Genomic DNA, 24,868 nt, shown 5'->3' on the forward strand with positions numbered 1-24,868 from the left:
ATTTGCCTTTATAAACCTTTATTTTTAAGTCAAATTTGTAGGATGAATGCTACAGAAAAGCTTAGGTAATTATTGGATTAAGAGTATATCATATAGTTTTCAATTTCTGACATCTGAGGCTTTGATGGATTTTATTGATGTTATTGCAAGTTTGATCGTTTTGATCATATTAGAAATTGTTTTGGGAATTGATAACTTGGTTATTTTGTCCATTTTATCTGAAAGATTACCTCCTGAGCAGAGAAAAAAAGCAAGACATTGGGGGCTAACCCTCTCCTGGGTAATGCGGCTGCTCTTACTTGCGGTTGCGGTGGATTTGATCAAATTAACTAAGCCCTTGCTGACAATCAATCAGCTTTCGTTCTCTGCTCGTGATTTGTTTCTCATGCTAGGTGGTGCTTTTTTAATTTGGAAAGCTACCGATGAAATTCACCAAGATGTCACGGAAGATAGCGCATTAGTGAGTGATAACAAAAAGCATTCATTTAAAGCAACATTCAGGATGGTGATTTTGCAGATTGTAATCATGGATATTATCTTTTCTCTCGATAGTGTCTTGACCGCCGTTGGCTTGACCTCTCGATTTTGGGTCATGGCTCTGGCGATTACTTGTGCCATTTTTATTATGATTTTTGCAAGCGAACTGGTTAGTGCATTTATTAAACAACACCCGACGATTAAAATGCTTGCTTTGAGTTATTTAATTCTAATTGGCATGGTATTAGTTGCTGATGGGTTTTCTTTTCATATTCCTCGAGGGTATATCTATTTCGCTATGGGTTTTTCCCTATCGGTTGAGTCCCTTAATTTATTGAAGCGGTCACGAAAAAAAAGTAAACGGAAATCTGGAAATTAATTATGTTATATATTAAAGCGTTTCATATTATTGCGATGGTTGCATGGTTTGCTGGATTATTTTATTTACCTAGATTATTTGTTTATCACGCGGATACTTATGACGAGACCAGTATTATCCGTTTTAAAATAATGGAAAAAAGATTGTACTATGGGATCACCTGGCCTGCAGCCTTACTGACTACTCTATTAGGATTATTACTACTCACTTATAATCCTGCTTATTACCTTAAGGCAGGATGGCTGCAGGCTAAATTGAGCCTTGTTGTTCTTTTATGGGTTTATCACCTGCTGTGCGGGCATTATTTAAAAACATTTGCGCAAAATAAAAATCAAAAAAGCGCTCGTTTTTTTCGCATTTATAATGAAATTCCAACATTATTCTTGATAGCAATCGTGTTATTGGTTGTGGTTAAGCCGTAACTTCAGTGATGATGGAAATCATAATGTGGTTACTTAGCCCGGGATAGTAGCGGAATCCGGGCTAGAGTCTTCACTCGGTATGGCTTATGGTCTTATTCCATTTCCACCATGTCAAAATCTTCTTTTCCTGCACCACAATCGGGACAAAACCAATTTTCTGGTACATCTTCCCAACGTGTACCCGGTTCAATTCCATCCTCAGGCCATCCTTCAGCTTCATCATAGATAAAACCACAGATGACACAAATATATTTTTTATACTCTTGCATGATAGTACTCATTGTAAAAGGGCTTAATTTAGCTATTGTGGAACCTAATGTAAAGATCAGCCCCTTTTTTTTTGCCAATTTTTCGCAATGTCTGTAATATTATATCGCAAAATTATGGAGATTTTTATGACGCGTTCAACAGATTTATTTCATCAAGCCCAAGCAGTGATTCCTGGTGGGGTTAATTCTCCTGTACGAGCTTTTAAAGGGGTTGGTGGTGATCCTATATTTTTTAAGCAAGGTAAGGGGGCATACCTTATCGATGTCGATAATAATGAATATATTGATTACGTTGGGTCTTGGGGACCATTAATCCTTGGTCATTGCCACCCCGCTGTGATTGAAGCGGTAAGTAAGGTGCTTCATAGCGGTATGAGTTTTGGAGCACCTACAGAACTTGAAGTACAATTGGCTGAAAAAATTATCTCTTTAATTCCTTCAATTGAAAAAGTACGGATGGTGAATTCTGGTACTGAAGCCACAATGACTGCTATCCGGTTGGCTCGTGGTGTCACCCAGAAAAATAAATTCATAAAGTTTAATGGTTGTTATCACGGACACAGCGATAGTTTACTTGTCAAAGCGGGTTCTGGTCTTCTTACCTTAGGCATTCCTTCAACCCCTGGAATTCCACAAAGTGTCACAGAGCATACTTTAACCGCCAATTTTAATGATCTCGATCAAACCGCACAATTATTTCAAAAATTTCCTGACGACATCGCCGCAGTCATTTTAGAACCTGTTGCGGGAAATATGGGTTTCGTTTTGCCTGATTTAGAATTTTTGCAGGGATTGCGCCAATTATGCGATCAATACAACGCCTTATTGATTTTCGATGAAGTTATGACTGGTTTTAGAGTGGGGTTAACTGGAGCTCAAGGCGTGTTCGGAATCACGCCAGACATTACTACCCTAGGTAAAGTTATTGGTGGGGGCATGCCGGTCGGTGCCTTAGGTGGACGAGCAGAAATAATGTCCTTTCTGGCGCCTGAGGGACCAGTTTATCAAGCCGGGACACTCTCTGGAAATCCATTAGCTATGGCCGCTGGTCTTGCAACCTTATCTGAAATCGAAAAAGCTGGTTTTTTTGATTCGTTAAGTCAGTCTACAAAAGCTTTAACGCAAGCTTTAGCCTCGGTTGCTCAAACATTGAATATCCCATTTTTTACTGCTTCATTAGGTGGAATGTTTGGTTTTTGTTTTACAGAAAAGACACGCATCGCAGATTATGCTGACATCGCTGCATCTGATGAAATTTTATTCAAGAAGTTTTACCATGGAATGTTAGAAAAAGGCATCTATTTTGCTCCCTCTATGTATGAGGCTGGATTTGTTTCCAGCGCCCATGGAGAACATGAAATTGTTAAAACGCAAATGGCTGCAGAAGAAGTTTTGAGCCAATTGAAAAAATAAACAGCTTCTTACCCCTTCTCGAGTAAATCGAGGTTTCTCCCTGTAAAAAGTAGAGCATTTCAGGGTGGAATTCTTGTCGCGCTCGAGATGATATGGGCTGTAAGTAGGGTGAATTTAAAGATAAATAAATAAATTTTTAAAGGTACTAGACAGTAATTTTTCCACATGTCATATTCAGAGTGGGTCTTGAATTAACAAGGAAGGCTATAATGTCGGGAATGACAAAAAAGGAATTCATCAAATCAATGCCACAGGGAATTGTCCCTCTTTTCTTTATTCAAATAGTCTCCACTTTAAGTTTTAGCGTTCTTTACTCTACGCTCGTTTTGTACATGAAAGGGAAGTTGGGGCTGCAAACCAGCACTGCGAATAGTATTATGGGTGTCTTTATTGCATTCAATTATGGCTTACACTTGCTCGGTGGTTTTTGGGGTGGACGTTTGCTTTCCAATCGCGCATTGTTTTGTGCAGGAATGGTGGCACAAATTATAGGTTGTATCTTATTGTCATTTGGTGATCTCTCTTTTCTTTATTATGGCTTGGCAGCTTTTTTAACGGGGTCAGGTTTAAATGTAACCTGTTTAAATTGCATGTTGACTCAACGTTTTTCCCCAGAAGACACTCGTCGAGAGGGTGCTTTTCTCATGAATTATGCGGGAATGAATATTGGCTTTTTTGTTGGTTTTAGCTTGAGTGGCATATTCCAGCTCACTCAGAATTACGAACGACTTTTTTTAATGAGCAGTTTAGGAAATTTAATCGCTTTGATCATCTGCTTGTATTGTTGGCATCAGTTATCAGACAGAGAAACAATTTTTTCTCAAAAGGACAAGCTTTCTCAAAAAAGGGCTGTTCTTTTGGGATGCGCTTTAATTATTGTAATGCCTTTCGTGTTGAGTGAGTTGTTGCATTATGCTGACTGGGCTAAAAAGTTAGTCCTTGTAACTGGCGCGCTGATGATTGGTGTCATTTTATATTTAGCAAAACAACAACCAACAAAAGAAGCCAGAGATAAAATCATTGCTTTTGCCGTGCTTATGATTGTCGGAACCGTTTTTTGGATGCTTTATCAAATAGCTCCTATGGGGCTTACGGTCTTTATTGATCATAATGTCCAGAGAGAGTATGCGAGTTGGATTATCCCACCACAATGGTTCCAAAACATAAATACCGTAGCTATAGTTATTGGAGGTCCATTATTAGGCGTGTTATTGCATAAAATGCGCAGGAACGGTGTGCAAATTAATATTCCTACTCAGTTTGCGCTGGCGTTGCTCTGTATTGGAATGGCTTTTGTTATATTGCCTATTGGTATCGCCTACGCTAATTATGAAGGGCTAGTGAATCCTGGTTGGATTATTACTAGTTATATCTTACAAAGTATAGGAGAGCTTTTAATATCCCCAATTGGTTATGCTATGATAGGTTATTTGGCTCCATCATCATTACAGGGTGTAATGATGGGCATGTGGATGCTTAATACGGGTGTTGGTGCAACATTGTCCAGCTACAGTTCTAACTTGATGATTGAAGGGCAAGATAGTAGTTCGCCTTTAGTGACTAATAGTGGCTATAGTCATGTATTTTTAATGTTAGGGTTATTTGCAATTGGTGCTTCAATTGTACTTTTTATCATTGTACCTAAGCTGAGAGAGTTAATTCAGGAAAAAAAGTTAGCTGAAGTACAAGAGGCCAAGGGAATGGCTACAAATCGAGTGGTTATATGTGAGTAATTTTTTTGTACCGATTAATAAGGCAGAGCTCAATTGGCAAGATACTCTGCCTTTCTCAACACAATATGATGATGTGTACCATTCTTCTGATGGCGGAATGCATCAATCCCGGCATGTCTTTATTGATGGAAATAATCTAATTCAGCGTTGGCAATCATTTTCTAAAGATAAGCCCCAAAGATTTACTATTGCAGAGACTGGCTTTGGAACCGGTTTAAATTTTCTTGTAAGTTGGAGTTTGTGGGAACAATATGCGCCTGAGTCCTGTGAATTGCATTTCATTTCATGTGAAAAACATCCTTTATCTCTTAGTGATTTAAAGCGAAGTCTTGCTTTCTGGCCGCAACTGGAAAACCAGGCTCAACAACTGATCGCCAGTTATCCTGTATTGACACCTGGATATCATCATCTGTCATTTTGTGAGGGCAAAGTGACCTTAACATTGATGCTAGGAGAGGCATTGGAATGCTATGAACAGCTGCTAATTTGTGGGGAATCCTCACTTGAAAGGCAGCTTCGAACCGCTTTTGTCGATGCCTGGTTTTTAGATGGTTTTGCTCCATCTAAAAATAAAAGTATGTGGTCTGATGCCCTCATTAAAACAATTGCCATGTTATCTAATGAGCAGACTACCTTAGCTACGTATACTGCTGCAGGTTCTGTTAAAACCAATTTAACTGAAAATGGGTTTATTGTTGAAAAAAGAAAAGGCTTTGGACGAAAACGGCATATGATTTGTGCTCGTTTTGCACAAGATCCGATATACAAAGCAGCAAAACGCCATACACCATGGCATGTTAGTGCTCCTGAACGTTATTCCAGTAAATCAGCTGTTATTTTAGGTGCAGGATTGGCCGGCTGCTTTACCGCATACACACTTAATAAAAGAGGGTGGAACGTTACATTAATTGATGAATTAGGTCAGGTAGGTGATGGTGGATCTGCGAATCAGCAAGCCGTCTTATTCCCTAAACTCTCTGCTTACAATTCACCCTTAACGCAGTTTATGTTATCTGCATTTTTGTATGCTGCACGAGCTTATCAACGCATTTTAAATCAGGCCAAGATAGGTGAATTATGTGGCTCTTTGTTACTTGCATACTCTGACAAAGAAAAGTCGGCACAGTCCAGTTTACATTCTTGGCTGGCTCATTATCCAGAGTTGGGTTCATTAGTTGATATACAACATGCCTCTGAGTTAGCAGGATTTTTGCTCGATAAGCCTGGATTATATATTCCGTTATCAGGATGGATTAACTCTCCAGAATTATGCCGCTTTTTAATTAATCGAGAAGGCATTTCTTTGCTCACCAATACTTCAATTAAACAATTAGCTTTTGATAAGCGCTGGATAGTGAATGATATAAACACTGAAGTACTCATTTTGGCTAATGGGTATAAAATTAATTCATTCACAGAAACTGAGTATCTACCTGTCAAGCCGATACGGGGCCAGATGACAGCAATTCCAGCAACGGCTCAAAGTGCGTCTTTGAAACTACCTCTATGTGGTGATGGTCATGTTCTTCCTGCTCTTAATGGTATGCATCAATTAGGTGCCACTTATGAGTTAAAGTCAGCAGAATCACAAATTAAATCTCAGGATGATAGGATTAATTTAGCAAAGCTGAAGCAACTGGCTCCAGAAATTCTATGGTCTGATCAAGTAAGCAATCATTGGGCCGGAGTTAGAGCATCTACACCGGATTATCTTCCTTTGGTTGGTAAAATTGCTGATGCGGAACAGTTTGTACATCAATTTGCACGTTTGGAAACGAACGCAAAACGTTGGATTGCGCAGAGTGGACCCTATTATCCTGGACTTTATGCCTGTGCTGGATTTGGTTCCCGCGGTCTTACAACCATTCCTTTATGTGCGGAATGGCTCGCGTCGGTAATTAATAATGAACTAAGTTGTTTACCCAGAAATTTGCAACAAGCTTTATCCCCCGCACGTTTTTTGCGTAAAAATATAATTCGTGGAGCCATTAAAATCGATTGAGATGAGATTCTCATTAGAGCATAATAATAAACCTGTAGTCCTCGTCGTCTCTCGCTATCGAGATTATGACAAAAAACTAGGGGTTCACTAGCTGCAACTCTCGACTACGACAGTTCATATATTTAAGATCAAGGAGTGACAATTAATGGCTGGTTCCATGGGCAAAGCCTTCAAACAGATAATCAAAGAAAATAAACCCTTACCCGTATTGGGTGCCATCAACGCTTATTCTGCGATGCTCGCGCAAAGTGCCGGAGCTCAGGCAATCTATCTTTCAGGAGCAGGCGTTGCAAATGCCTCTTATGGCATACCTGATCTTGGCATGACCAATTTATCGCAAGTGCTCGAAGATGCACGAAGAATTACCGAAGCCTGTTCTCTGCCTCTTTTGGTTGACGTAGATACTGGATGGGGGCATGCATTTAATATAGCCAGAACAGTAAAGCTCATGGAAAAAACTGGGGTTGCCGCAATACATATTGAAGATCAAGTATTGGCAAAACGATGTGGACACAGACCTAATAAAGCTATTGTATCCATGAAGGAAATGGGGGATCGAATTAAATCTGCAGTTGATGCACGCCAAGATCCTGATTTTGTCATTATGGCAAGAACAGACGCCTATGCTGTTGAAGGCATGAACGCAGCGATCGAACGAGCTTTGCTTTGTATTGAATTGGGCGCTGATATGATATTTCCCGAAGCGATGACTCGCCTCGATGAATATCATACATTTACGAAGGCAGTTCCTGTGCCTGTGTTGGCGAATATTACGGAGTTTGGTAAAACTCCTTTATTTAGTCGGGAAGAGCTCAAACAAGTTGGTGTATCACTAATTTTATATCCTTTAAGTGCATTCAGAGCAATGTCTCAAGCTGCTTTAAATACGTACAGGGCAATTCTTCGAGATGGCACGCAAAAAAACATATTAGATAACATGCAAACTCGAGAGGAATTATACGAAGTACTTGGTTATTATCAATACGAACAAAAACTAGACCAATTGATGGAGGAAGACAATGAGTGTTAAAAGCGGCGGTTTAGCCGGTGTTGTTGCAGGACAATCAGCAATTTGTACAGTTGGACTAGCAGGTAAGGGTTTAAATTATAGAGGCTACTCAATTGATGATTTGGCTGAATATGCCACATTTGAGGAAGTAGCCTATTTGTTACTCTATGGGAAACTCCCTACTCAAAAGCAATTGGATGAATATACAAAGAAACTGACTCAGTTAAGGACATTACCAGAAAGTTTAAAAACAGTTCTTAAATTAATTCCTAAAAACACTCATCCCATGGATGTGTTGCGAACTGGATGCTCCTTTTTAGGAACAATTGAACCTGAAGATGATTTTTCCCAGCAATATCATATTGCAGATCGTTTGTTGGCTTTATTTCCAGGAATGATGTGCTACTGGTATGCCTGGCATTTTCACAATAAAGAAATATCTGGTTTAAGTGATGAGGAAACAACTGGAGCACATTTTCTTGCTCTATTACATGGAAGAAAACCGAGCAAACTAGAAGCTCAAATGATGAATGTCTCCCTAATTTTATATGCAGAGCATGAGTTTAACGCCTCTACCTTTGCGGCCCGAGTTACTGCTGCAACGCTTGCTGATTTTTATTCTGCAATTACCAGTGCAATTGGTACCTTACGTGGTCCTTTGCATGGTGGTGCTAATGAAGCGGCAATGGATCTTATTGGACGTTTCACAAGTCCTGATCAAGCCGAAACTGAATTGAAAAACATGTTGGTTAATAAAGCCCTCATCATGGGATTTGGACATCGTGTGTATACAACGAGTGATCCTCGCTCTGACATTATTAAAAAATGGTCATTCCGCTTAGGTGAGGAAAAAGGAGACCTTCTTTTATATCATGTCTCAGAACGAATTGAAGAAGTCATGTGGAATGAAAAGAAATTATTTCCGAATCTGGATTTTTATAGTGCTTCAGCATACCACTATTGTGGCATACCAACGTTCTTGTTCACTCCCATTTTTGTGATGTCACGTATTACAGGATGGTCTGCACATGTGTTTGAGCAAAGAGCAAATAATAAATTAATAAGACCTACTTCTGAATATACTGGACCTGAGCCACAGAAGTTTCGTCCGATAGACTCGAGAGGATAATTGCCGAATCCGTTCGCTAATTGAAGCGTGGATGTAGTTTGGCTTAAGGAATATTCCTGCTCCTCTGTCCCCGTTGTCCCCAGCTTTATGAGGGATCTCCTATGAGTAACACTGTGCCATAGCCTTGGAGATCCCTGCTCGGGATGATGCAAAGTAGAAGAGGAGAGGGGATAACTGAGCTGATGAGGAAATATTATTTATACACAGAGGTTATTATGCACAGTTATGTAGAAGATAACATTAAGCCTGATTATGATCAGGTTATGATTGATATTGCTGATTATGTATTAAACAAGAAAATTGATAGTGCTTTAGCATATGAGACAGCACGTTTATGCCTTATGGATACATTGGGATGTGGGATTTTGGCATTAAACTTCCCTGAATGCACCAAACTTTTAGGCCCAATTGTTCCCGGTGCTACGCTCGCTGGTGGGGCTCGGGTTCCTGGTACTGCATATGAGTTAGATCCAGTACAAGCTGCTTTTAATATTGGCGCTATGATTCGTTGGCTTGATTTCAATGATACCTGGCTTGCAGCTGAATGGGGACATCCTTCTGATAATTTAGGCGCCATTCTTGCTGTAGCAGATTATATGTGTCGACAAAATTGCTCCGTGGGTAACCCTCCTATTTTAATGCAAGACGTACTGACTGCCATGATTAAGGCACATGAAATTCAAGGATGTCTCGCTCTTGAAAACAGTTTTAATCGGGTGGGATTAGATCATGTCTTTTTAGTCAAAATTGCCAGTGCAGCTGTTGCTGCTCAATTGTTTGGCGCCGATAGAGACACGATGTTAAGAACCTTGTCCCAAGTTTTTGTCGATGGTCAAAGTCTACGAACCTATAGACATGCTCCGAATGCCGGTTCCAGAAAGTCATGGGCTGCAGGGGATGCAACATCCAGGGGAGTTCGATTGGCATTGATTGCTAAAGCAGGGGAAATGGGCTATCCCAGTGCGTTAAGTGCCCCCAAATGGGGTTTTTATGATGTGCTTTTTGAAAAGAACGTATTCAAATTTCAACGTCAGTATGGCAGCTATGTTATGGAAAATGTTTTATTTAAGTTATCCTATCCCGCTGAATTCCATGCACAAACTGCCGTTGAGTGTGCCGTGATGTTGCATCCAATAGTGAAACAACGATTCAATGATATCGCTCGAATTGATTTAGTAACCCATGAGTCGGCAATTCGAATTATCAGTAAGCAAGGGGCTTTGCATAATCCAGCAGATCGAGATCATTGTTTACAATACATGGTTGCTATAGGTTTATTATTTGGCGATTTAAAGGCCGAGCATTATGAAGACGATATCGCTGCCGATCCGCGAATTGATGCATTACGCGCCAAGATGCATGTCACTGAGAATGAGCGTTTTTCAAGGGATTATCTTGATCCAGAAAAGCGTTCTATTGCTAACAGTATTAAGATAATTTTTAATGATGGTACTGAAAGTGATTTGATTACAGTGGAATATCCAATCGGTCACAAACGTAGACGTGAAGAAGGTATCCCTGTTTTGTTATCCAAATTTAAAAAGAATTTAAGTACGCAGTTTACTGCAGATCGCGTTGACCGTATCATGCACGTAATGAGCGATACAAATACACTGGCTGCAATGAAAGTAGAAGATTTTATGCAACTATGGGTTGTCTAGTCTTTAAGTGTTTTATTCAACCTCGGGATTATTAATATCCCGAGGTTCTTGTTACTAATCGCTTAACTTTGCTTATCCCAATTAAATGTATATAATTTAATCAGGTGTCTGATGATTGTCAGGGAGAGGCGATGAACCTAAAACAGACTTATCTCTCTGTGTTCTATTCAATGATCCTTGGGTCTTCTGCTTTTGTTGCGTATGCTTATTCAATTAACACCAAGGACGTGGTGAAAGGAAAAATTGTTTCCGTATATTTGCTTATAGATAGGCCGGAACAGCTTCAACAATACGTTGATGATTTGGTTAGACTAAAAAAACCTAATTTTAACCGCGTGCTCTTTTCATTTGTTCGACCAACATTAATCGATTATCAGAGTGGCAGCCTCGCTGATACGGGAATATTGGGCTACTTTACGGATCATGATGGTAAGGGCGCCCAAGCTTTTAATGCATTAAAATCAGCGATCAAATTATCCAAACAAAAAAACATTCAAACCTTTCTCTCTGTAGGAGGTTGGAATTACAGCTGTAATTTTGATTTAACTCAAGAGGCCTGTGGTCCTCGTTCTTCATCTATAAACCAGATTTTTTATGATTGGTTTCCTGACCCATCTGATAAAGATCAAGCGAGCAAAGCAAAAACCTCTTATGCAAATATAGTAAAATTAGCCAATGATTTAGGTGTGGACGGTATTGATATTGACTATGAAGAATTTTGGCATGCGGATCAATATGCTGTGACTTGGGGTCCTAGCTCTGCTGGTGAGTGGTCAACAGAAATAGCCCAAAGAATACATGATGCAGGTGGACCAACTTATGAAAATCTTATGAAATATGGAATAAGTTCAGGTTCTTCATTTGTTATGCCAAAGACAATTGATAAAGTTGATGCAATTTTACATACAATAATGGATGATCCGGGAGCTAAATACCTTAAGTTTGCTACAGCTGCGCCACCAGTTGGGGCGCGTCCCATTACAGGTTTTGTTTTTGGGGACAAATTCCCTGATATCTATTCAAAAGGAGGGCTTTGGTGGAAAGGAAATCTGAAAGGCTTATGGTACAACTTGATGAATAAGGACGAAACGGTTGTCTCGCGTTTTGATAGCATGGGTGTGATGACCTATGATTTGTGTGGTGATGACCCAACGGTATGTGCGCCATACGCTGATGGACCTTTAGATTTGCCTGGCCAAGTCAGTGCTTATATGAAGGATTACATGAATTGGTTGAAAGCAGAGACTGTAAGCAAACCTAGCCTAACCATTGACAACATTGGAAAAGTAACTTATTTGCCTGCCAAGTATCATATTCAAGCAAAAATCCTCTTTGGATTTGAAGTTAATCAGCCGGCTTATCCTAAAAATATGAATGGTCAACTTCAGTTAACCAATCAATTAGTTAACAAAATTCTTGATCAGCAAAAAGACAGTGGAGGCGTTATGATTTGGCAAATGTATTCAAAACAAAATACTGCTGTTCCTGATTCTACTACTGTAAAATATACGATTAATCAAAGTTGTAAGACTTTTTTAGCGAATGATAATCGATATGATTGTAATGCTGATTTTCCCAGTGTTCCGAAATAATACTCTTTCAATTGACCTTGAAAACAACTATCTGATTAAGTGAGACTTACAAATTCATTTCTTAGGGAAAAGCCGTGTAAGATGGATTTAAATAGATTAATCAGTTACTTCATGTTTAAAAAAATGGAGAAACCCAGTTTTTACCTACCAAAGAGTCCATAATCAGTTCTATTATCTCAAAAAGAAATCATGATTTATTCAGAATAAATCAATACTTAACTACGTTACAGGAAGCAAGCAAGCTTCTCCATCAAGCTGTTCGTGGAAATTATCAAGCGGTAGGGAAGCTTTAATGCATATGAGGGGCAAGTGCCCCTCATATGAGTTGTTTAAAATCAATACAAAAACTGATGTTAAAACAATAACTTATACAGTGTTTATAATTTTCGCTGTAAACCTGAAGCAGCAAGTATTTTGGTTGATATTTCTTCTATAGAATATTTTGTCGAATTAATGTAAGGAATTTTTTCCTTTTGATACATCGCTTCAACTTCATTTACTTCGAGACGACATTGCTCTGGTGATGCGTACTTGCTGTTGGGTCTGCGCTCAGCTCTAATGTGATGCAAACGTTGTGGATCAATGGTTAATCCAAAAAGTTTATTTTTATAAGGTCTCAGTACTTCAGGTAATTTAAAGCCTAATATTTCTTCTTCAGTAAAAGGGTAGTTCGCAGCTAAAATTCCATATTGAAGTGCCATATACAAACAACTTGGTGTTTTTCCACAACGTGAAACACCAATGAGAATAATATCCGCCTTGTCATATCCACGAGTTTTTACTCCATCATCATGAGATAAAGCAAAATCGATTGCTTCAAGCCGATGCAAGTAAAGTTTACTGTTTACCACACCATGAGTTCTTCCAACTGTATAAGAAGATTTTTCATTCAGCTCTTCTTCCATAGGGCCGATAAAAGTATTAAATAAATCAAACACTCGGGCATTTGCTTTTTTGATGTAATTTCTGATTTCTGGGTCGATCAAAGTCATAAATACCAAAGGCCTAATTCCCTGTTCCTCAAATGCATGGTTGATCTGTTCCACTGCGTGTTCCGCTTTTTTTAAGGAATCGATATAGGGAATAGTAAGCTTTTCAAATTTTATGTTTTCAAATTGGGTAATTAAGCTATGGCCAAAAGTTTCGGCGGTAATTCCTGTACCATCAGAGATCATAAAAACATAGCGCTTCATATGCTGCCTTAATAAAAAGTATATATTATATTTTAAAATGAATTAGTTAATATCACCAGCAAGTGTACTTATTTAGATCCATCTGCTATCTTAAAATTAAGAAAAGGATATTTAAGGTTACTATGGAACACGATCGATTTAGCAGCAACAGCAAACTCTATATTCTAGGCATGATCTGTTTGGTTCTCAGCCTGGGATTATTTTTCTTTAGTTTATATATATTGCCTTACCTGGCTTGGGGGCTAAATTATAATGTGCCTGCGATTATTTTAGATCTTTTGAGCTCATTGCAGGATGACTACAATTATAGTGTTGGAGCCAGTAAAGTTATTGCTTGGCTTATATTTTTTGTGCCGAGCATGATTACCGGACTGATCTCTTATTTTGTATCGAACCACATAGATAATAATCTTTATAAATCAGAGTTAAATATAAAAGAGGAGCAAGAGGCTGCTCCAAGCAAACAAATTGGGAAAGAAATAAGAGAGTCTGCTGGTTTTGGATTAAAGATTCTTGGGTTAATGATCCTGATTGTTCTTGTGATTTTTTTATTGCAATATCTTATCCAATCAACATCATAGCAAATGGCAGGAGAAGTTATGTCCTATTTAAAACGCTGGAAAATTAAAAAAATTACTAAGCGAATAAAAGCGATGCAAGCAAATCGGGTAAATAATCAACCCGGAGATGAAATACTAAAAAAGGAAATTGCTTACTATTTTGAACTGGCATCTATTTACAGTAAGTTAAATGGCAATAAAAAATTCCCTTATGCAAATTTAATGTACATGGAATGTTATAGGGCAGCTGCAGGATTGGATGATGCAGAGGCAAATTATCAATTAGGACAAATGATTCTTGAAGAAGCTAAATTCAGACAAAATTTAGAAAAAGAAGGTGTTTTTAAAAGTGAAGCGAATTTAAAAAAATGCAATCAGCTTTTTGAAGAGGCACATGCTTATTTATCTGCCGCAATCGCATTAGGCCATGTCGGTGCAAAACGATTAAGAGGCCTAAGCTTTATTAATGGTTGGGGACTTGAAGCGGATAAGAAGGCTGGTTTTGAGTTAATTGTTGCAAGTATTGAGGAAGAAGGCTCATGGGATAGAGTACCGCAAATTTTTGCGTCCATGGGCTTGAATAAACCTGAGTTTTTTTCACAAATTATGCAACGCAGGAAGTCATCATGAGCATATAGTCTGGGTATAAAGTAAGACGATACCCAGACGTATTTTTACCTTCGTTAGGGCATAAAATTGAGTATGTCTTTAGTTGTTCTTTTTTTAAAGGCATTATCGTTCGTTTTTGCTGAATCCAAAGTAAAAGTTGTTATCCAAAAAATCTAACCCATTATCACCGCCAGACTAATTAGCAAATATACGTCAAATATTTGCATATGCCTTATCTTTACCTCTTGAAGTTATTGATAATCATGCTACTTTTGGCGAGCTGGGAGAGGATTCAATGCAAATGGCTCACATGAATAATGAAATGATAATAAAAATAATTTCTATTGAGCATTATATTGGCTTTGTTAAAGGATTAGAGCGGCTATGAGTTCATCCAACTCCATATAATGTTCTTCTCTCTCATAATAATGTGTGAGCCGTACTTTAAATTGGTTTTTAAGGAATGATGTAGATGAACATTTTAGTTACTGGTGGTAGAGCACCTGCTACCATGGATATTATGCGTAGCCTCATGAATCAGGGGTATCAGGTTTATAGTGCTGAAAGTATGCTTTTTCCACTTGCGCGATGTGTTATAGGAATAAAAAAGCATTTTGTCATCCCTAAACCCAATCAGGACCTCGCTGCGTTTATTAAGGCAATAAAAGAAATAGTGATTCAATATAAAATTGATCTACTTATTCCTACATGTGAAGAAATTTTTTATGTCAGCCAGGGCTATGAGGAGCTATCACAGCACACTAAGGTTTTTTGTGAACCTTTTGAACGTTTAAATCAGTTGTATCATAAATATACGTTTAATCAACTTGTGCACGAATATGGTTTGACGGCACCTCAAAGTTGGTTAGTCTACACAGATAAGGACAAGCAAAATCTTCCTCCGGACGCAGCGCTTGTTTTAAAACCTGTTTTTTCCCGTTTTGGTTCGCATGCACTCATTAAACCATCACCCAAAGAGCTTGCTAAACTTACTCTTAATGAACCCTATATTGCTCAAGATTTTATTCAAGGAAAAGAATACAGTACTTATGCTATTGCCCGTAATGGAGAGGTATTAATTCAATCGTGTTATCACTCCAAATATCGGGTAGGACGTTCTACTGGAATTTATTTTGAGCCTGCAGAAATAAAACCAATTACCGAATTTATCAAAACATTTTGCAAACGTTTCCAATTTAGTGGTCAAATTGGGTTTGATTTTATTTTGATTAATGATAAAGCCTATGTTTTAGAGTGTAATCCAAGAGTAACTAGTGGTTTCCACCTTCTTACCGATAAAATTGATTGGCATAGTATCTTAAGTGGACAGCGTCAATATGATATCCCCAATATGCAACATATGCAGCCGTTCATGCTCGGCAAGGGAATGATGCTTCATAGCCTCAAATATTTACTTAAAAATCCAGTTCGTTTCATCAAAGATTACCGAAGAGCACATGATGTATTAAAAAACAAAGCATATCGCTGGTTAAGGTTTAAAAGCACGCTGATGCTCCTCAATGTGTTTTGCCGAGCAATCAGAGTGAAGAAAGGATTTTATCCAGCTTCAACTTATGATATTGATTTCAATGGAGTTGAGCATCCATCACGATAAAGTCTATTAGCTACCGCCTCGGTCAAGCGCAGCGTGAGCTTTTTTGCCGTCACCCCGAAAGCAATGATCGATCTCCATGATTTAGTACTCTGTTGCAACCGGAGCTCCCTCATTACACTCGGGGAGGCGGTAATTCAAAAAAAACCAATTTCTTTATTGCCTATACTTAAAAGAGTTAATGCTTTAAGGATATAAAAAATGAAAAGACTATTTTTGTTTGGTGTTGGATTTTTAATGGGCATACAAATTTGTGCTCTTAACGCATCTACACCTAAAGCGAGTCCAGATGTAAATAAGTCCTTATTACCATCACCTTTTCCTGTTTATATTCTTGGAAATAATGGTGTTATTAATCATCCTTATCCTGGTGCTGAACAGGCTTTTTTACCCACAGATAATAGTTATACTCTGGATCCAGGTTGTTATATTGCATGTTACTCACATAACCAAGGTGTTTATCCTGTGGCTGAAACTATTTATGTAATGGGCCAAATCCGGGTTCGAGGAAGATATGTGGAGCGGATATGCCAGCCGGAAGGGTATCAAGGGATGGATATCAGTAAGATAGGGCATTTTAAATTCCTCTGTTCGGTAAAAATCGATGCATGTAAAAATAATTCATGCTGGGCTGGAGGCGATACAGGGGGTTGGTTTGGCGTGCAGTAATACAGCTAAAGTATGGTTATCTTCCCTTAGGCTGGGGATGACGGAAAGTTACCTGGTTTTTTGAATGGCAAGGAGTTATAAATCGATGAAAATAGCAGTGTGTAGTGATGCGCTCTATCCTGTTAATGAGTTCGTTGTGGAAGAGCTTGAACGTTTGGGGCATCAAGTAGTCCTCTTCGGGGCAATCAAAACAGGGCAAAGTGAACCATGGATAAAAACTGCTCATGTTGCTGCTGAGGCAATTCGGAAGGGTGAGTGTGATGAGGGTATTTTTTTTTGCTGGACTGGTACAGGCATTTCGATCGTGGCGAATAAAATACCGGGTATAAGGGCGGCTCTGTGTACTGATGCTCAAACAGCTAAGGGTGCAAGAATATGGAATAGCGCGAATGTTTTGGCTCTATCCAATCGATTGTTGACCCAAGATTTAGCCAAAGAAATTTTAGATTCTTGGTTTAATACTCCAACTGATGAAAAAGGGAAAGAGGTTATCAAAGAAATTGATGCAATAGAGCGGGGATATCACTAACTGAGATTCATTAAAAAATACAATTAAGTCGGTGACTCGATTCCTATGTGCCTAGACTATTTCTAATATAGCATGATTAAGTACTTGTATCTTTATGACTTTTTCGGCTAAATTAGAGTTTTGCCTGCTTGAGGTTTATTTATGTTAAAACGTGATATTTCAACAACTAACATTCTAATTGCCTCTGCGGGTGGAATGATTGGTTCCGGATGGTTATTTAGCCCATTCATCAGCGCCCAAATGGCAGGTAGCAATTCATTAATTTCATGGGGTATTGCTACTGTTTTTATGTTATTTATTGCACTTCCTTTGTGCGAACTTGGAACGATGTTTCCTATTTCTGGAGGAATGTCTAACTATCCAACCTTTACCCATGGTAAGGAAGTTGGATTTTTGTTTGCATGGACATCGTGGTTGTCTTATGTGGTTATGACTCCTATAGAAATTCAGGCAATTCTGCAATATTCAAGTCACTTTTTTCCACTATTAATTGTCAAAGACTCAACAACGTTTACACTTTCTGGATATGGTTATGTTGCCGCGATAAGCATCATGCTTTTTGTTGTTGTATTGAATTCCTATGGAATTAAATTGCTGGTTGAATGCAATAAGTATGCAAGTATTATTAAATTTATATTACCAAGCATAGCCATTTTTTCTTTACTTCATGTTGCACCAAACCTTGGCAACGTTCAAATTGATTTGTCTACAAAAGAAAGTTGGATAAATATTTTCACGGCACTTTCAGCTGGAGGTATTGCCTTTGCGTTTACTGGATTCCAGAATGGTTTGATATTGGCTGGGGAGGTAAAAAATCCACAGCGAAATATCCCCATTGCGATACTAGGGGCGGTGCTGATTGGATTTATCTTGTACTTCATGTTGCAATTGAGTTTTATCGCAGCGGTTCCTCAGAAATACCTAACTAATGGCTGGCATGCTCTAAGTTATCCAGGTGATAGCGGACCTTTAGTCGGATTAGCTTTACTCTCAGGACTCAGTGTTGTGGCAACTTTACTATTAATTGATGCTGCATTTTCCCCCTTTGGAACAACGCTCGTATATACAGCCGCAACGTCACGCATTTTATATGGGATGGCACTCAATGATCATTTACCTAAAATCTTTTTAAAGGTAAATCGGCATAAGATTCCTTATGTGACGTTGTATGCAAATTTATTGGTTGGAATGCTTTCATTTCTACCATTTCCTGGATGGCAAAAGTTGGTGGCTTTTCTATCTTCAGCAAGTATTTTGTCCTATAGCATCGGGCCTATATGTCTTTTAGCAATGCGTAAATTACAGCCACAAACACCAAGGCCTTTTAGACTGTCTGGTGCATTAGTTTGTTCTCATATTGCATTTTATTTTTGCAATTTAATGCTGTACTGGTGCGGATTTTCGGTCATATGGAAACTGGATATTGCTTTACTTATTGGTCTTCTGATTTATTGCATTTACCATCGTAAAAACACCTGGGATAATAGTGCACTTTTATATTGGTTTTTATTTTATATGATGACGATACTTGTTATCTCCTATTTGGGTGTTTTTGGAGGTATAGGTATTTTAAAGTTTCCCTTTGACTTGTTGAGTTTGTTGCCCTTAAGTATCTTTATTCTGTACTCATCTCAAAAATTGTTGAGTCCTGAGCGTCATGAACATATTGTCTCTCTCTCAGAAGAATCTACAACCGTGTTAGAGGAGAAGATTCTTACTTAAAGTCGTTGTGTTGAAGAGGAGTAGGATTCTGAATGGGAAGTGCCTATAACATTCTTAATCAGAGGGGTTGCACTTCGGGTCTGAATGGGTAAAGCTATACTTCATGTCACTTATTAGGGTAAATGTCGTGCGCTATTCTAATTATTTGTGGGTCATTGCTGCATTTTTCTTCAACCAAATGGGCTGTACTCAGACGCTTTCGGAAAAAATAGATGGGATTATTGCACAACAATTACCCCATGCAACTGTTGGCATACTGATTAAAGATGCCCAGAGCGGACAACTCGTTTATAGTCGAAATGCTGATAAGCTATTATCTCCAGCTAGTGGTATGAAGATACTTACAGCTGCAGCAGCGCTTTATCAATTAAAACCAGACTATCGTTTTATAACAACGCTGTCTCGAAAAAATCAAGATTACTATATTCAATTTACCGGTTCACCGTCTTTTACTGTTGGGAATTTGAATTCGTTGTTACAATATTTGCAAAAAAATAGCGAAAAGGTAATAAACGGCAATGTGGTGATTGATAGCTCACAATATCAATCTCCGAATTATCCAAGTGGGACCTCTTATGATGATTTGGGGTGGTATTATGCTGCTCCAGATACAGCGGCAATATTGAATGAAAATAAAGTGGTGTATGAGTTAATTAGTGCGAAAGAATTAGGCAAGCCTGCCGTGGTTAAACCCAAAACTCTGCCTAAAGCTTTAACACTTATTAATGAAGTGGTTACAGTGAGTAAAGAAGAGGAAAAGAATCATTGTAGTCTTAATCTTGAAATTAAACCGCAAAATACAATGCGATTATATGGCTGCATGATCCAAGAAAAAAATCCAAAGTTAATAGAACTTGCAATTCCTGACCCTATTTTATTGGTAAAACAAGTAGTCAAAAAAGCTATTGATAAAAGCAGCCTTGTTTTGAAAGGAACAATCCTTACCGGCAAATCCCCATCGGATGCTGCTTTTATTGCGAGTTTTCAATCTAAACCCCTTAATAAATTAATAAAACATATGTTACAGCAATCCGATAATCTCTATGCGAACAGTATAACCAAAAAATTAGGCTACACGCTCACAGGAAAGGGGTCTCATAAAGAAGGCGCTTTCGCTATTAAAAAAATATTATCTGAACATACACACCTGGATTTGTCTCAAATGGAGATCGTCGATGGAGAAGGAACTCGCTATAATTTGGTGACAGCCGAACAAATGGTAATCCTGCTGAGTGATCTTTATCAGGATAAAGATATGAACAGAATATTTTTCGAGGCTTTACCTCAAGCAGGTGTTTCAGGCACGCTAAAAGACAGAATGAAGAAGACCATGCTTGAGAAAAAAGTTTATGCCAAAACGGGTTCAATGCATGATATCTCTTCATTATCGGGCTACATGATCAATCCAAATGAAAAAACATTTATTTTTTCCATTATTATCAATGGAGTAAATCAACCCTTAGAAAAAGCTAAGTCACTTGAAGAGAAAATATTATTGGCTTTGGATGAATACAGTTTAGAAGGAAGTCCCACTTAATTGGTTGAGGCCGCAACGCTGTTTGTTGTGCCACCAGGCTTTGTCTAAAAAAATGATTCCGATGGGTTAATCAAGATGAGCCTATTTCAGTTACATTCTCCATACGGATATTTTTTTATCCTGATGATGGGACAAGGTTAGATGAGTTGATATTAACGCGGATGAAGTACTTTATCAGTCAAAAAAAAATGGGTCGAAATAAAGTCGTTGCAAGTACACGTGCGCATCAAAATAGAAATGATTAAAACTAACCGTCAAATCGAGGACGATGTTAGGTTTCTCTTGTTATTAATAGAAAATTCTGGATAATCTGCCAAAACTATTATTCTAAGGTAGAAATCGGTGAATACTGAAAAACTATTTTCTTATGGCACATTACGTTATGAATCAGTTCAATTAAGTAATTTTGGCAGAAAATTACAAGGAGCTGAAGATAGTCTTCCAGGGTTTGGTATATCTAAAGTAAGAATAAAAGACTTGAGTGTCATTGCTACAAGTGGTGAGGACGAGCATCCGATTATTACTTATACTGGAAAATCAGCAGATAGTGTCGAGGGTATGGTTTTTGATGTCAGTGCAGAAGAGTTAAAAAAAGCAGATTCGTACGAAGTGGCAGACTATAAACGAATTCAGGTTAAACTTGCTTCGGGCCTATATGCTTGGGTATATGTTCATGTTGACAGTATCGAATTAACTTATTCTGATAATTAAAGCTGCAGTTCTTGCTGTTTGTCAGAGCCTATTTTTTACCTAATTCTGGAATTGTCTTTGCTGGTGTCTTCCAAAGTGGGAGAATATTGCAGCGGGATTATATTGTTCTTGATGAAGAAGTTGATCCTGGATAACGAATCATTAAGTTCACAGAGAGACTTAATGATTCGTTATTTTTTAATGGACTATACGATGCTCGTCTTTAACCCAACGCATCAAAAAGGCTCCAATTATTTGGTATAAAGGCAAGATGGCCAAAGCAATATGGTAACTAAATAATGAAAAATCATGAGAAGGACCGGCATTACTGAACGCATCAAGAAGTTTTCCTATTGCAGGTTCAGTAATTGCATCCAGAAAAGCGTCACTCGCATTGATTAAGGAGGTTACTGTCCCCGCCAGATATAATGGATTGGATTCTTTTCCAATGACAAATACTATTGGAAATGCGCCTAAACTAAAACCAAATAGAAAAAGCAATACACTCAATAGCCAGATTGGCATGGGGTGTGCGTAAATAACCAAGCTGATACATAAAGCAGAAACCAAGGTGCTGTAAAACATAAAAGAACAACGATTTTGTATGCGGTTAATGAATAATGCAAATACAGGACATGCAATTGCTAAGCCTACAAAAACTAAAGAAATAAGCGAAGGAGCAACCAATTTATCTAAATGATATGCTTTCTGTAAAAAAGGGTTTCCCCATAAGCCACAAAAAATAACAATGGGAGAAAATGCTAAACCGCTAAACCCTGTTAATAACCAGTTTTGTTTGTTTTTTACAATAAGTAAAATATCGTTCCATAAATGAGGGTTTTTAGAGGCATGCTGAGGTTCTGGCTGGGATGCTTCAATGGAAGAGTCTGGTTTGTCTTTAACAAGAATTAGGAATAAGAACGACAAAATGATGCCCATCCAAGCTAGATTAGCTAAACTGGACCTCCAGCCTATCTGACTCACTAACCATGCCAGTGGCATTTGCCCAAAAATTGCGCCAATCATTGCAGCAGTAACAAGTAATGACGTCAATAAGGCATAGTATTTCTTGGGAAACCATACTGCTGACAATTTAAAGTAGGCGATGGAGGCAAAAGAAACACCAACACCAGTTAAAGAACGCCCCAAAATCGCGGTATTTAAATCTTGGGCTTGAGAAAAAATATAGATACCAATCGCACAACAAAAAATGGCTCCTGTAGTAATCCAACGTGTACCATAACGATCGAGAACAATTCCTACAAATAGTGGCACAATAAGATAGGTCCAGAAATACACTCCCGATAAAACACCAAGGCCCAGTCCCTGTAAGTGAAACGCATCCATCAATTGTTGAGGCATTACACTTGGAAAATTTTGGAGAATGTATTTATAAAATAAAAATGCAGCACATAAAGTTATGATAAAGATAGCGCGATAAGTGATTTTTTTCTGCGATGCCTCTGCATCAAGTGCGTTTCCCATGGTGATTCTCCTCATGATTGTTAGTTGTATCGCTTGATTATTTAGCCTTCTCCCTAGAGAGGCCGAATAATCAAAACACAACTCTAGGGCGAGGAAAGGAAGACCACGACCACCACCACAACAGAAACGATAGAAGCAATAACACCCACCAACCCCAAAGAGCTGTTTAAAGAAATTTGATGTTGTGCGTTATTGTTCATGTATATTACAGAGTGTGAAATAAATTATTTATTCTTAGATAGTAACAATTCGTATTAGATCTTGTCAAATAGATTATCATATAAATTTGATTATGCATGGGTTTAAAACTATCGAAGAAACTCATTTTTATCTAAATGCTTCGTTTTAGGTGGATTGTGATGTTGTGAATGTCTTTGATTTTCATAGGATGGTTTTTACCCAAATCCGAGACATAAATGCCTCGGATAATTGATTTTGGTGATAATGAATTGTTATTTTTTATATTTTAACTCGGAATCCAATTCAGGAGCAGGAATATCCGGCATCTGATTTTTAGCTCTATAAAGCCAATCAAGTCTCAGTTCCGGCTCCGTAATTTGGGCAGGTTTTACTTCATTGAATCGTTCATCCAAATCAACTTTATGTGCTGGCGCAAGGGTTGGTACCAAGCATTTTAAACTAGGCATCATAAGCGAATAACTACACTTGGGTTCAAGTTTAGGCGCCGTTTTTGGGGTTGGCCTGGGTGACATCGACAACGGAGTGATTTCCTCCTGAGGTTGACTTAATAAGGCGCGTTGAGCTTTAGCACTGGATAATGCATGAAGTTGCTCAACCTTATTTGCTTTAACCTCTTCAAGGCGGTCAATGAAATTATTTTTCTTGGTGAGAAGAGGTTGTCTACGCTGATCCAGCGAGTCAAGTTGTTGTTGTCTTCGTTCATAATAATCTGCATTGACACAACAAATATCAGATTTCAACCTTTCGTAATTAAGTTTTGCTTGCAACCAATCCTCAGCAGTCAAGCCATCTGGCTGTCTATCTTCAGAAAGGATAACATAGGAATTACCGTGTTTTCGGTAACGGGCTTGCTCATTTGGATCAATGATTAAATAAGCTTGGGTAAAATCATTGACCGGCTCCAATTGGGAGTTGAGAAGAATTTTCTCTTTTCTCAAAAATTGTTGCGCCTGTAAGAATCCACGTTCTTGTAATCTTAACCCTTCTAATTCACGCTCACGAAGCGTCATTGGGATTTGTAGCTCATTGGAACGTTGTAACTCCTCTAATCGGGTTCTTACTTGTGCAATAAGTTGTTGCACTACTTGTTCTGAACTTTGAGGTGGTTGTACAAATTGCTTTTGGAAAAAGTCGAGTCGATTTTGCAGCATTCGAATTTTTCTGTCAGTAGGTGATTCAATCGCTTGTACTCTACTGGCATCGCTTAAGGTAGACGTTTGGGCTGCATGTTGTGCTTTAAGCGCTGCAAGCTGTGCAGATAAAGAAGCTATTTGTTGGTTTGAATAGCTAATAAATTGCGTGATTGGTTGATTGTTGAATATGGGGGCTTGCAGGAAGACATTAAGCTCATCCAAGTGGTCAGTCATATGGACATGAGTCTCTTCCATTAACAATGCTTCTTCTTCAAGAGCATTTAATTCTTCTTCAACCTCATCTAGTTTTTCTTTGAGGGATTGCTCTTCTTCCTCTAATGCTTTGATTGCTTTACTGTATGCTTGAATATTAGCGTCAACAATCTGTAAGGCAGCGTAGCTAACTTTTTGCGCTTCAGCAGTTTTTGTTTCTTTTAGTTTTTGATCGATTTGTTGTTGGATAATTTCGTTAACGTGTTTTGCAAGTTTTTTATCTTTAGCAATGAAAGTCAAAAGAAGGAAAAGCAAACGTTGTTGTTTGAGCTGCTCTTCTGCATTTCGTTCCCTGATTAATTGAAGTTGTGCCTCTTCTTTTACCAGTTCTTGCACTATCATGTTTATCGTTTCGTTACCACCGGCTGTTTTAAGAAACTCGGCCACCTGTTTGGCATTACGCAGTCCAAATCGAGAAAGAAATTGAGTCGCTAAATAGGGATCATCTTCTGAAGTATTCGGATGTTGATTCCGTTCTATATTAGCAAACCATTGCTCTAATTGACTGGAAGTTAAAGTCATTGGGGTGGGTTTAGGGGAGGACGATGAAATAGGCACGGAATAACTCC

The 24,868-nt window shown here is 38.3% G+C and carries 21 protein-coding genes; 17 read left to right on the plus strand and 4 right to left on the minus strand.

All coding sequences use genetic code 11. The features are described from left to right. Positions 1 to 124: 124 nt before the first annotated feature. Positions 125 to 856, plus strand: coding sequence for a TerC family protein (locus tag OQJ13_RS00280; protein WP_265708317.1), 732 nt, complete (start codon positions 125 to 127; stop codon positions 854 to 856). A 2-nt stretch (positions 857 to 858) separates the two neighbouring features. Further along, positions 859 to 1,278 carry a protoporphyrinogen oxidase HemJ gene (hemJ, locus tag OQJ13_RS00285; RefSeq protein ID WP_265708319.1) on the plus strand — a complete coding sequence of 140 codons (420 nt, stop codon included), beginning with the start codon at positions 859 to 861 and terminating at the stop codon, positions 1,276 to 1,278. Positions 1,279 to 1,370: 92 nt separating this feature from the next. Here hemJ and OQJ13_RS00290 read toward each other — a convergent pair whose 3' ends face one another. Next, positions 1,371 to 1,547, minus strand: coding sequence for a rubredoxin (locus OQJ13_RS00290; RefSeq protein WP_019232400.1), 177 nt, complete (start codon positions 1,545 to 1,547; stop codon positions 1,371 to 1,373). A 126-nt stretch (positions 1,548 to 1,673) separates the two neighbouring features. Here OQJ13_RS00290 and hemL point away from each other — a divergent pair, with 126 nt between their 5' ends. From hemL to OQJ13_RS00325, 7 genes are all read left to right on the plus strand, one after another. Beyond that, on the plus strand, positions 1,674 to 2,960 hold the full coding sequence (gene hemL, locus OQJ13_RS00295) for a glutamate-1-semialdehyde 2,1-aminomutase (RefSeq protein ID WP_265708321.1): 1,287 nt from the start codon (positions 1,674 to 1,676) through the stop codon (positions 2,958 to 2,960). Between the two features lie 209 nt (positions 2,961 to 3,169). Next, a complete protein-coding gene (locus OQJ13_RS00300; protein WP_265708324.1) occupies positions 3,170 to 4,693 on the plus strand; it encodes a peptide MFS transporter in 1,524 nt (507 codons plus the stop codon). Beyond that, positions 4,686 to 6,695, plus strand: coding sequence for a bifunctional tRNA (5-methylaminomethyl-2-thiouridine)(34)-methyltransferase MnmD/FAD-dependent 5-carboxymethylaminomethyl-2-thiouridine(34) oxidoreductase MnmC (gene mnmC, locus OQJ13_RS00305; protein ID WP_265708326.1), 2,010 nt, complete (start codon positions 4,686 to 4,688; stop codon positions 6,693 to 6,695). Before OQJ13_RS00300 ends, mnmC begins: the two co-directional genes overlap by 8 nt. Before the next feature lie 145 nt (positions 6,696 to 6,840). Next, positions 6,841 to 7,725 (plus strand): methylisocitrate lyase, encoded by an 885-nt coding sequence (prpB, locus tag OQJ13_RS00310; protein WP_265708328.1) that lies wholly within the window; start codon positions 6,841 to 6,843, stop codon positions 7,723 to 7,725. Then, positions 7,715 to 8,833, plus strand: coding sequence for a 2-methylcitrate synthase (prpC, locus tag OQJ13_RS00315; RefSeq protein WP_265708329.1), 1,119 nt, complete (start codon positions 7,715 to 7,717; stop codon positions 8,831 to 8,833). Before prpB ends, prpC begins: the two co-directional genes overlap by 11 nt. Before the next feature lie 215 nt (positions 8,834 to 9,048). Beyond that, complete coding sequence (locus OQJ13_RS00320; RefSeq protein ID WP_265708331.1) at positions 9,049 to 10,494, plus strand: bifunctional 2-methylcitrate dehydratase/aconitate hydratase; 1,446 nt, start codon at positions 9,049 to 9,051, stop codon at positions 10,492 to 10,494. A gap of 131 nt (positions 10,495 to 10,625) precedes the next feature. Further along, on the plus strand, positions 10,626 to 12,086 hold the full coding sequence (locus OQJ13_RS00325) for a glycoside hydrolase family 18 protein (RefSeq protein WP_265708344.1): 1,461 nt from the start codon (positions 10,626 to 10,628) through the stop codon (positions 12,084 to 12,086). A gap of 377 nt (positions 12,087 to 12,463) precedes the next feature. On the opposite strand, the gene OQJ13_RS00330 is transcribed toward OQJ13_RS00325, so the two are convergent. Then, entirely contained in the window at positions 12,464 to 13,279 is an 816-nt protein-coding gene (locus OQJ13_RS00330; protein WP_265708347.1) for a pyruvate, water dikinase regulatory protein, read from the minus strand. 122 nt (positions 13,280 to 13,401) lie between these two features. Between OQJ13_RS00330 and OQJ13_RS00335 the strand changes: the two genes are divergently transcribed. The 8 genes from OQJ13_RS00335 (at position 13,402) to OQJ13_RS00370 (ending at position 21,228) form a co-directional block, all read left to right on the plus strand. Then, a complete protein-coding gene (locus tag OQJ13_RS00335; RefSeq protein ID WP_265708349.1) occupies positions 13,402 to 13,860 on the plus strand; it encodes a hypothetical protein in 459 nt (152 codons plus the stop codon). Between the two features lie 18 nt (positions 13,861 to 13,878). After that, positions 13,879 to 14,469 (plus strand): hypothetical protein, encoded by a 591-nt coding sequence (locus OQJ13_RS00340; protein WP_265708351.1) that lies wholly within the window; start codon positions 13,879 to 13,881, stop codon positions 14,467 to 14,469. A 451-nt stretch (positions 14,470 to 14,920) separates the two neighbouring features. Further along, entirely contained in the window at positions 14,921 to 16,063 is a 1,143-nt protein-coding gene (locus tag OQJ13_RS00345) for an ATP-grasp domain-containing protein (RefSeq protein WP_265708353.1), read from the plus strand. 234 nt (positions 16,064 to 16,297) lie between these two features. Beyond that, positions 16,298 to 16,729 (plus strand): hypothetical protein, encoded by a 432-nt coding sequence (locus OQJ13_RS00350; protein WP_322783748.1) that lies wholly within the window; start codon positions 16,298 to 16,300, stop codon positions 16,727 to 16,729. A gap of 85 nt (positions 16,730 to 16,814) precedes the next feature. Then, positions 16,815 to 17,258: an RpiB/LacA/LacB family sugar-phosphate isomerase gene (locus OQJ13_RS00355; protein ID WP_265708357.1), complete on the plus strand. Its 444-nt coding sequence runs from the start codon at positions 16,815 to 16,817 to the stop codon at positions 17,256 to 17,258. Between the two features lie 141 nt (positions 17,259 to 17,399). After that, complete coding sequence (locus tag OQJ13_RS00360) at positions 17,400 to 18,980, plus strand: APC family permease (RefSeq protein ID WP_265708359.1); 1,581 nt, start codon at positions 17,400 to 17,402, stop codon at positions 18,978 to 18,980. 127 nt (positions 18,981 to 19,107) lie between these two features. Further along, the gene (gene dacB / locus OQJ13_RS00365; protein ID WP_265708360.1) at positions 19,108 to 20,517 is read left to right on the plus strand and encodes a D-alanyl-D-alanine carboxypeptidase/D-alanyl-D-alanine-endopeptidase; all 1,410 of its coding nucleotides are present in this window, start codon (positions 19,108 to 19,110) and stop codon (positions 20,515 to 20,517) included. A gap of 342 nt (positions 20,518 to 20,859) precedes the next feature. Further along, positions 20,860 to 21,228: a gamma-glutamylcyclotransferase family protein gene (locus OQJ13_RS00370; protein WP_265708361.1), complete on the plus strand. Its 369-nt coding sequence runs from the start codon at positions 20,860 to 20,862 to the stop codon at positions 21,226 to 21,228. A gap of 177 nt (positions 21,229 to 21,405) precedes the next feature. Here OQJ13_RS00370 and OQJ13_RS00375 read toward each other — a convergent pair whose 3' ends face one another. Both OQJ13_RS00375 and OQJ13_RS00380 read right to left on the minus strand, forming a co-directional pair. Further along, positions 21,406 to 22,692, minus strand: a complete 1,287-nt coding sequence (locus OQJ13_RS00375) for an MFS transporter (RefSeq protein WP_265708363.1) — start codon at positions 22,690 to 22,692, stop codon at positions 21,406 to 21,408. Positions 22,693 to 23,144: 452 nt separating this feature from the next. Continuing rightward, positions 23,145 to 24,857, minus strand: coding sequence for a hypothetical protein (locus tag OQJ13_RS00380; protein WP_265708365.1), 1,713 nt, complete (start codon positions 24,855 to 24,857; stop codon positions 23,145 to 23,147). Positions 24,858 to 24,868: the final 11 nt, after the last annotated feature.

The sequence above is a fragment of the Legionella sp. PATHC035 genome (genome assembly GCF_026191115.1).
Taxonomy (GTDB): domain Bacteria; phylum Pseudomonadota; class Gammaproteobacteria; order Legionellales; family Legionellaceae; genus Legionella.

Bases quoted from the DNA above. Each gene is read 5' to 3' on its own strand.
- OQJ13_RS00280 (WP_265708317.1), top strand. From the start codon at position 125: ATGGATTTTATTGATGTTATTGCAAGTTTGATCGTTTTGATCATATTA.
- hemJ (WP_265708319.1), top strand. From the start codon at position 859: ATGTTATATATTAAAGCGTTTCATATTATTGCGATGGTTGCATGGTTT.
- OQJ13_RS00290 (WP_019232400.1), bottom strand. From the start codon at position 1,547: ATGCAAGAGTATAAAAAATATATTTGTGTCATCTGTGGTTTTATCTAT.
- hemL (WP_265708321.1), top strand. From the start codon at position 1,674: ATGACGCGTTCAACAGATTTATTTCATCAAGCCCAAGCAGTGATTCCT.
- OQJ13_RS00300 (WP_265708324.1), top strand. From the start codon at position 3,170: ATGTCGGGAATGACAAAAAAGGAATTCATCAAATCAATGCCACAGGGA.
- prpB (WP_265708328.1), top strand. From the start codon at position 6,841: ATGGCTGGTTCCATGGGCAAAGCCTTCAAACAGATAATCAAAGAAAAT.
- prpC (WP_265708329.1), top strand. From the start codon at position 7,715: ATGAGTGTTAAAAGCGGCGGTTTAGCCGGTGTTGTTGCAGGACAATCA.
- OQJ13_RS00320 (WP_265708331.1), top strand. From the start codon at position 9,049: ATGCACAGTTATGTAGAAGATAACATTAAGCCTGATTATGATCAGGTT.
- OQJ13_RS00325 (WP_265708344.1), top strand. From the start codon at position 10,626: ATGAACCTAAAACAGACTTATCTCTCTGTGTTCTATTCAATGATCCTT.
- OQJ13_RS00330 (WP_265708347.1), bottom strand. From the start codon at position 13,279: ATGAAGCGCTATGTTTTTATGATCTCTGATGGTACAGGAATTACCGCC.
- OQJ13_RS00335 (WP_265708349.1), top strand. From the start codon at position 13,402: ATGGAACACGATCGATTTAGCAGCAACAGCAAACTCTATATTCTAGGC.
- OQJ13_RS00340 (WP_265708351.1), top strand. From the start codon at position 13,879: ATGTCCTATTTAAAACGCTGGAAAATTAAAAAAATTACTAAGCGAATA.
- OQJ13_RS00345 (WP_265708353.1), top strand. From the start codon at position 14,921: ATGAACATTTTAGTTACTGGTGGTAGAGCACCTGCTACCATGGATATT.
- OQJ13_RS00350 (WP_322783748.1), top strand. From the start codon at position 16,298: ATGGGCATACAAATTTGTGCTCTTAACGCATCTACACCTAAAGCGAGT.
- OQJ13_RS00355 (WP_265708357.1), top strand. From the start codon at position 16,815: ATGAAAATAGCAGTGTGTAGTGATGCGCTCTATCCTGTTAATGAGTTC.
- OQJ13_RS00360 (WP_265708359.1), top strand. From the start codon at position 17,400: ATGTTAAAACGTGATATTTCAACAACTAACATTCTAATTGCCTCTGCG.
- OQJ13_RS00375 (WP_265708363.1), bottom strand. From the start codon at position 22,692: ATGGGAAACGCACTTGATGCAGAGGCATCGCAGAAAAAAATCACTTAT.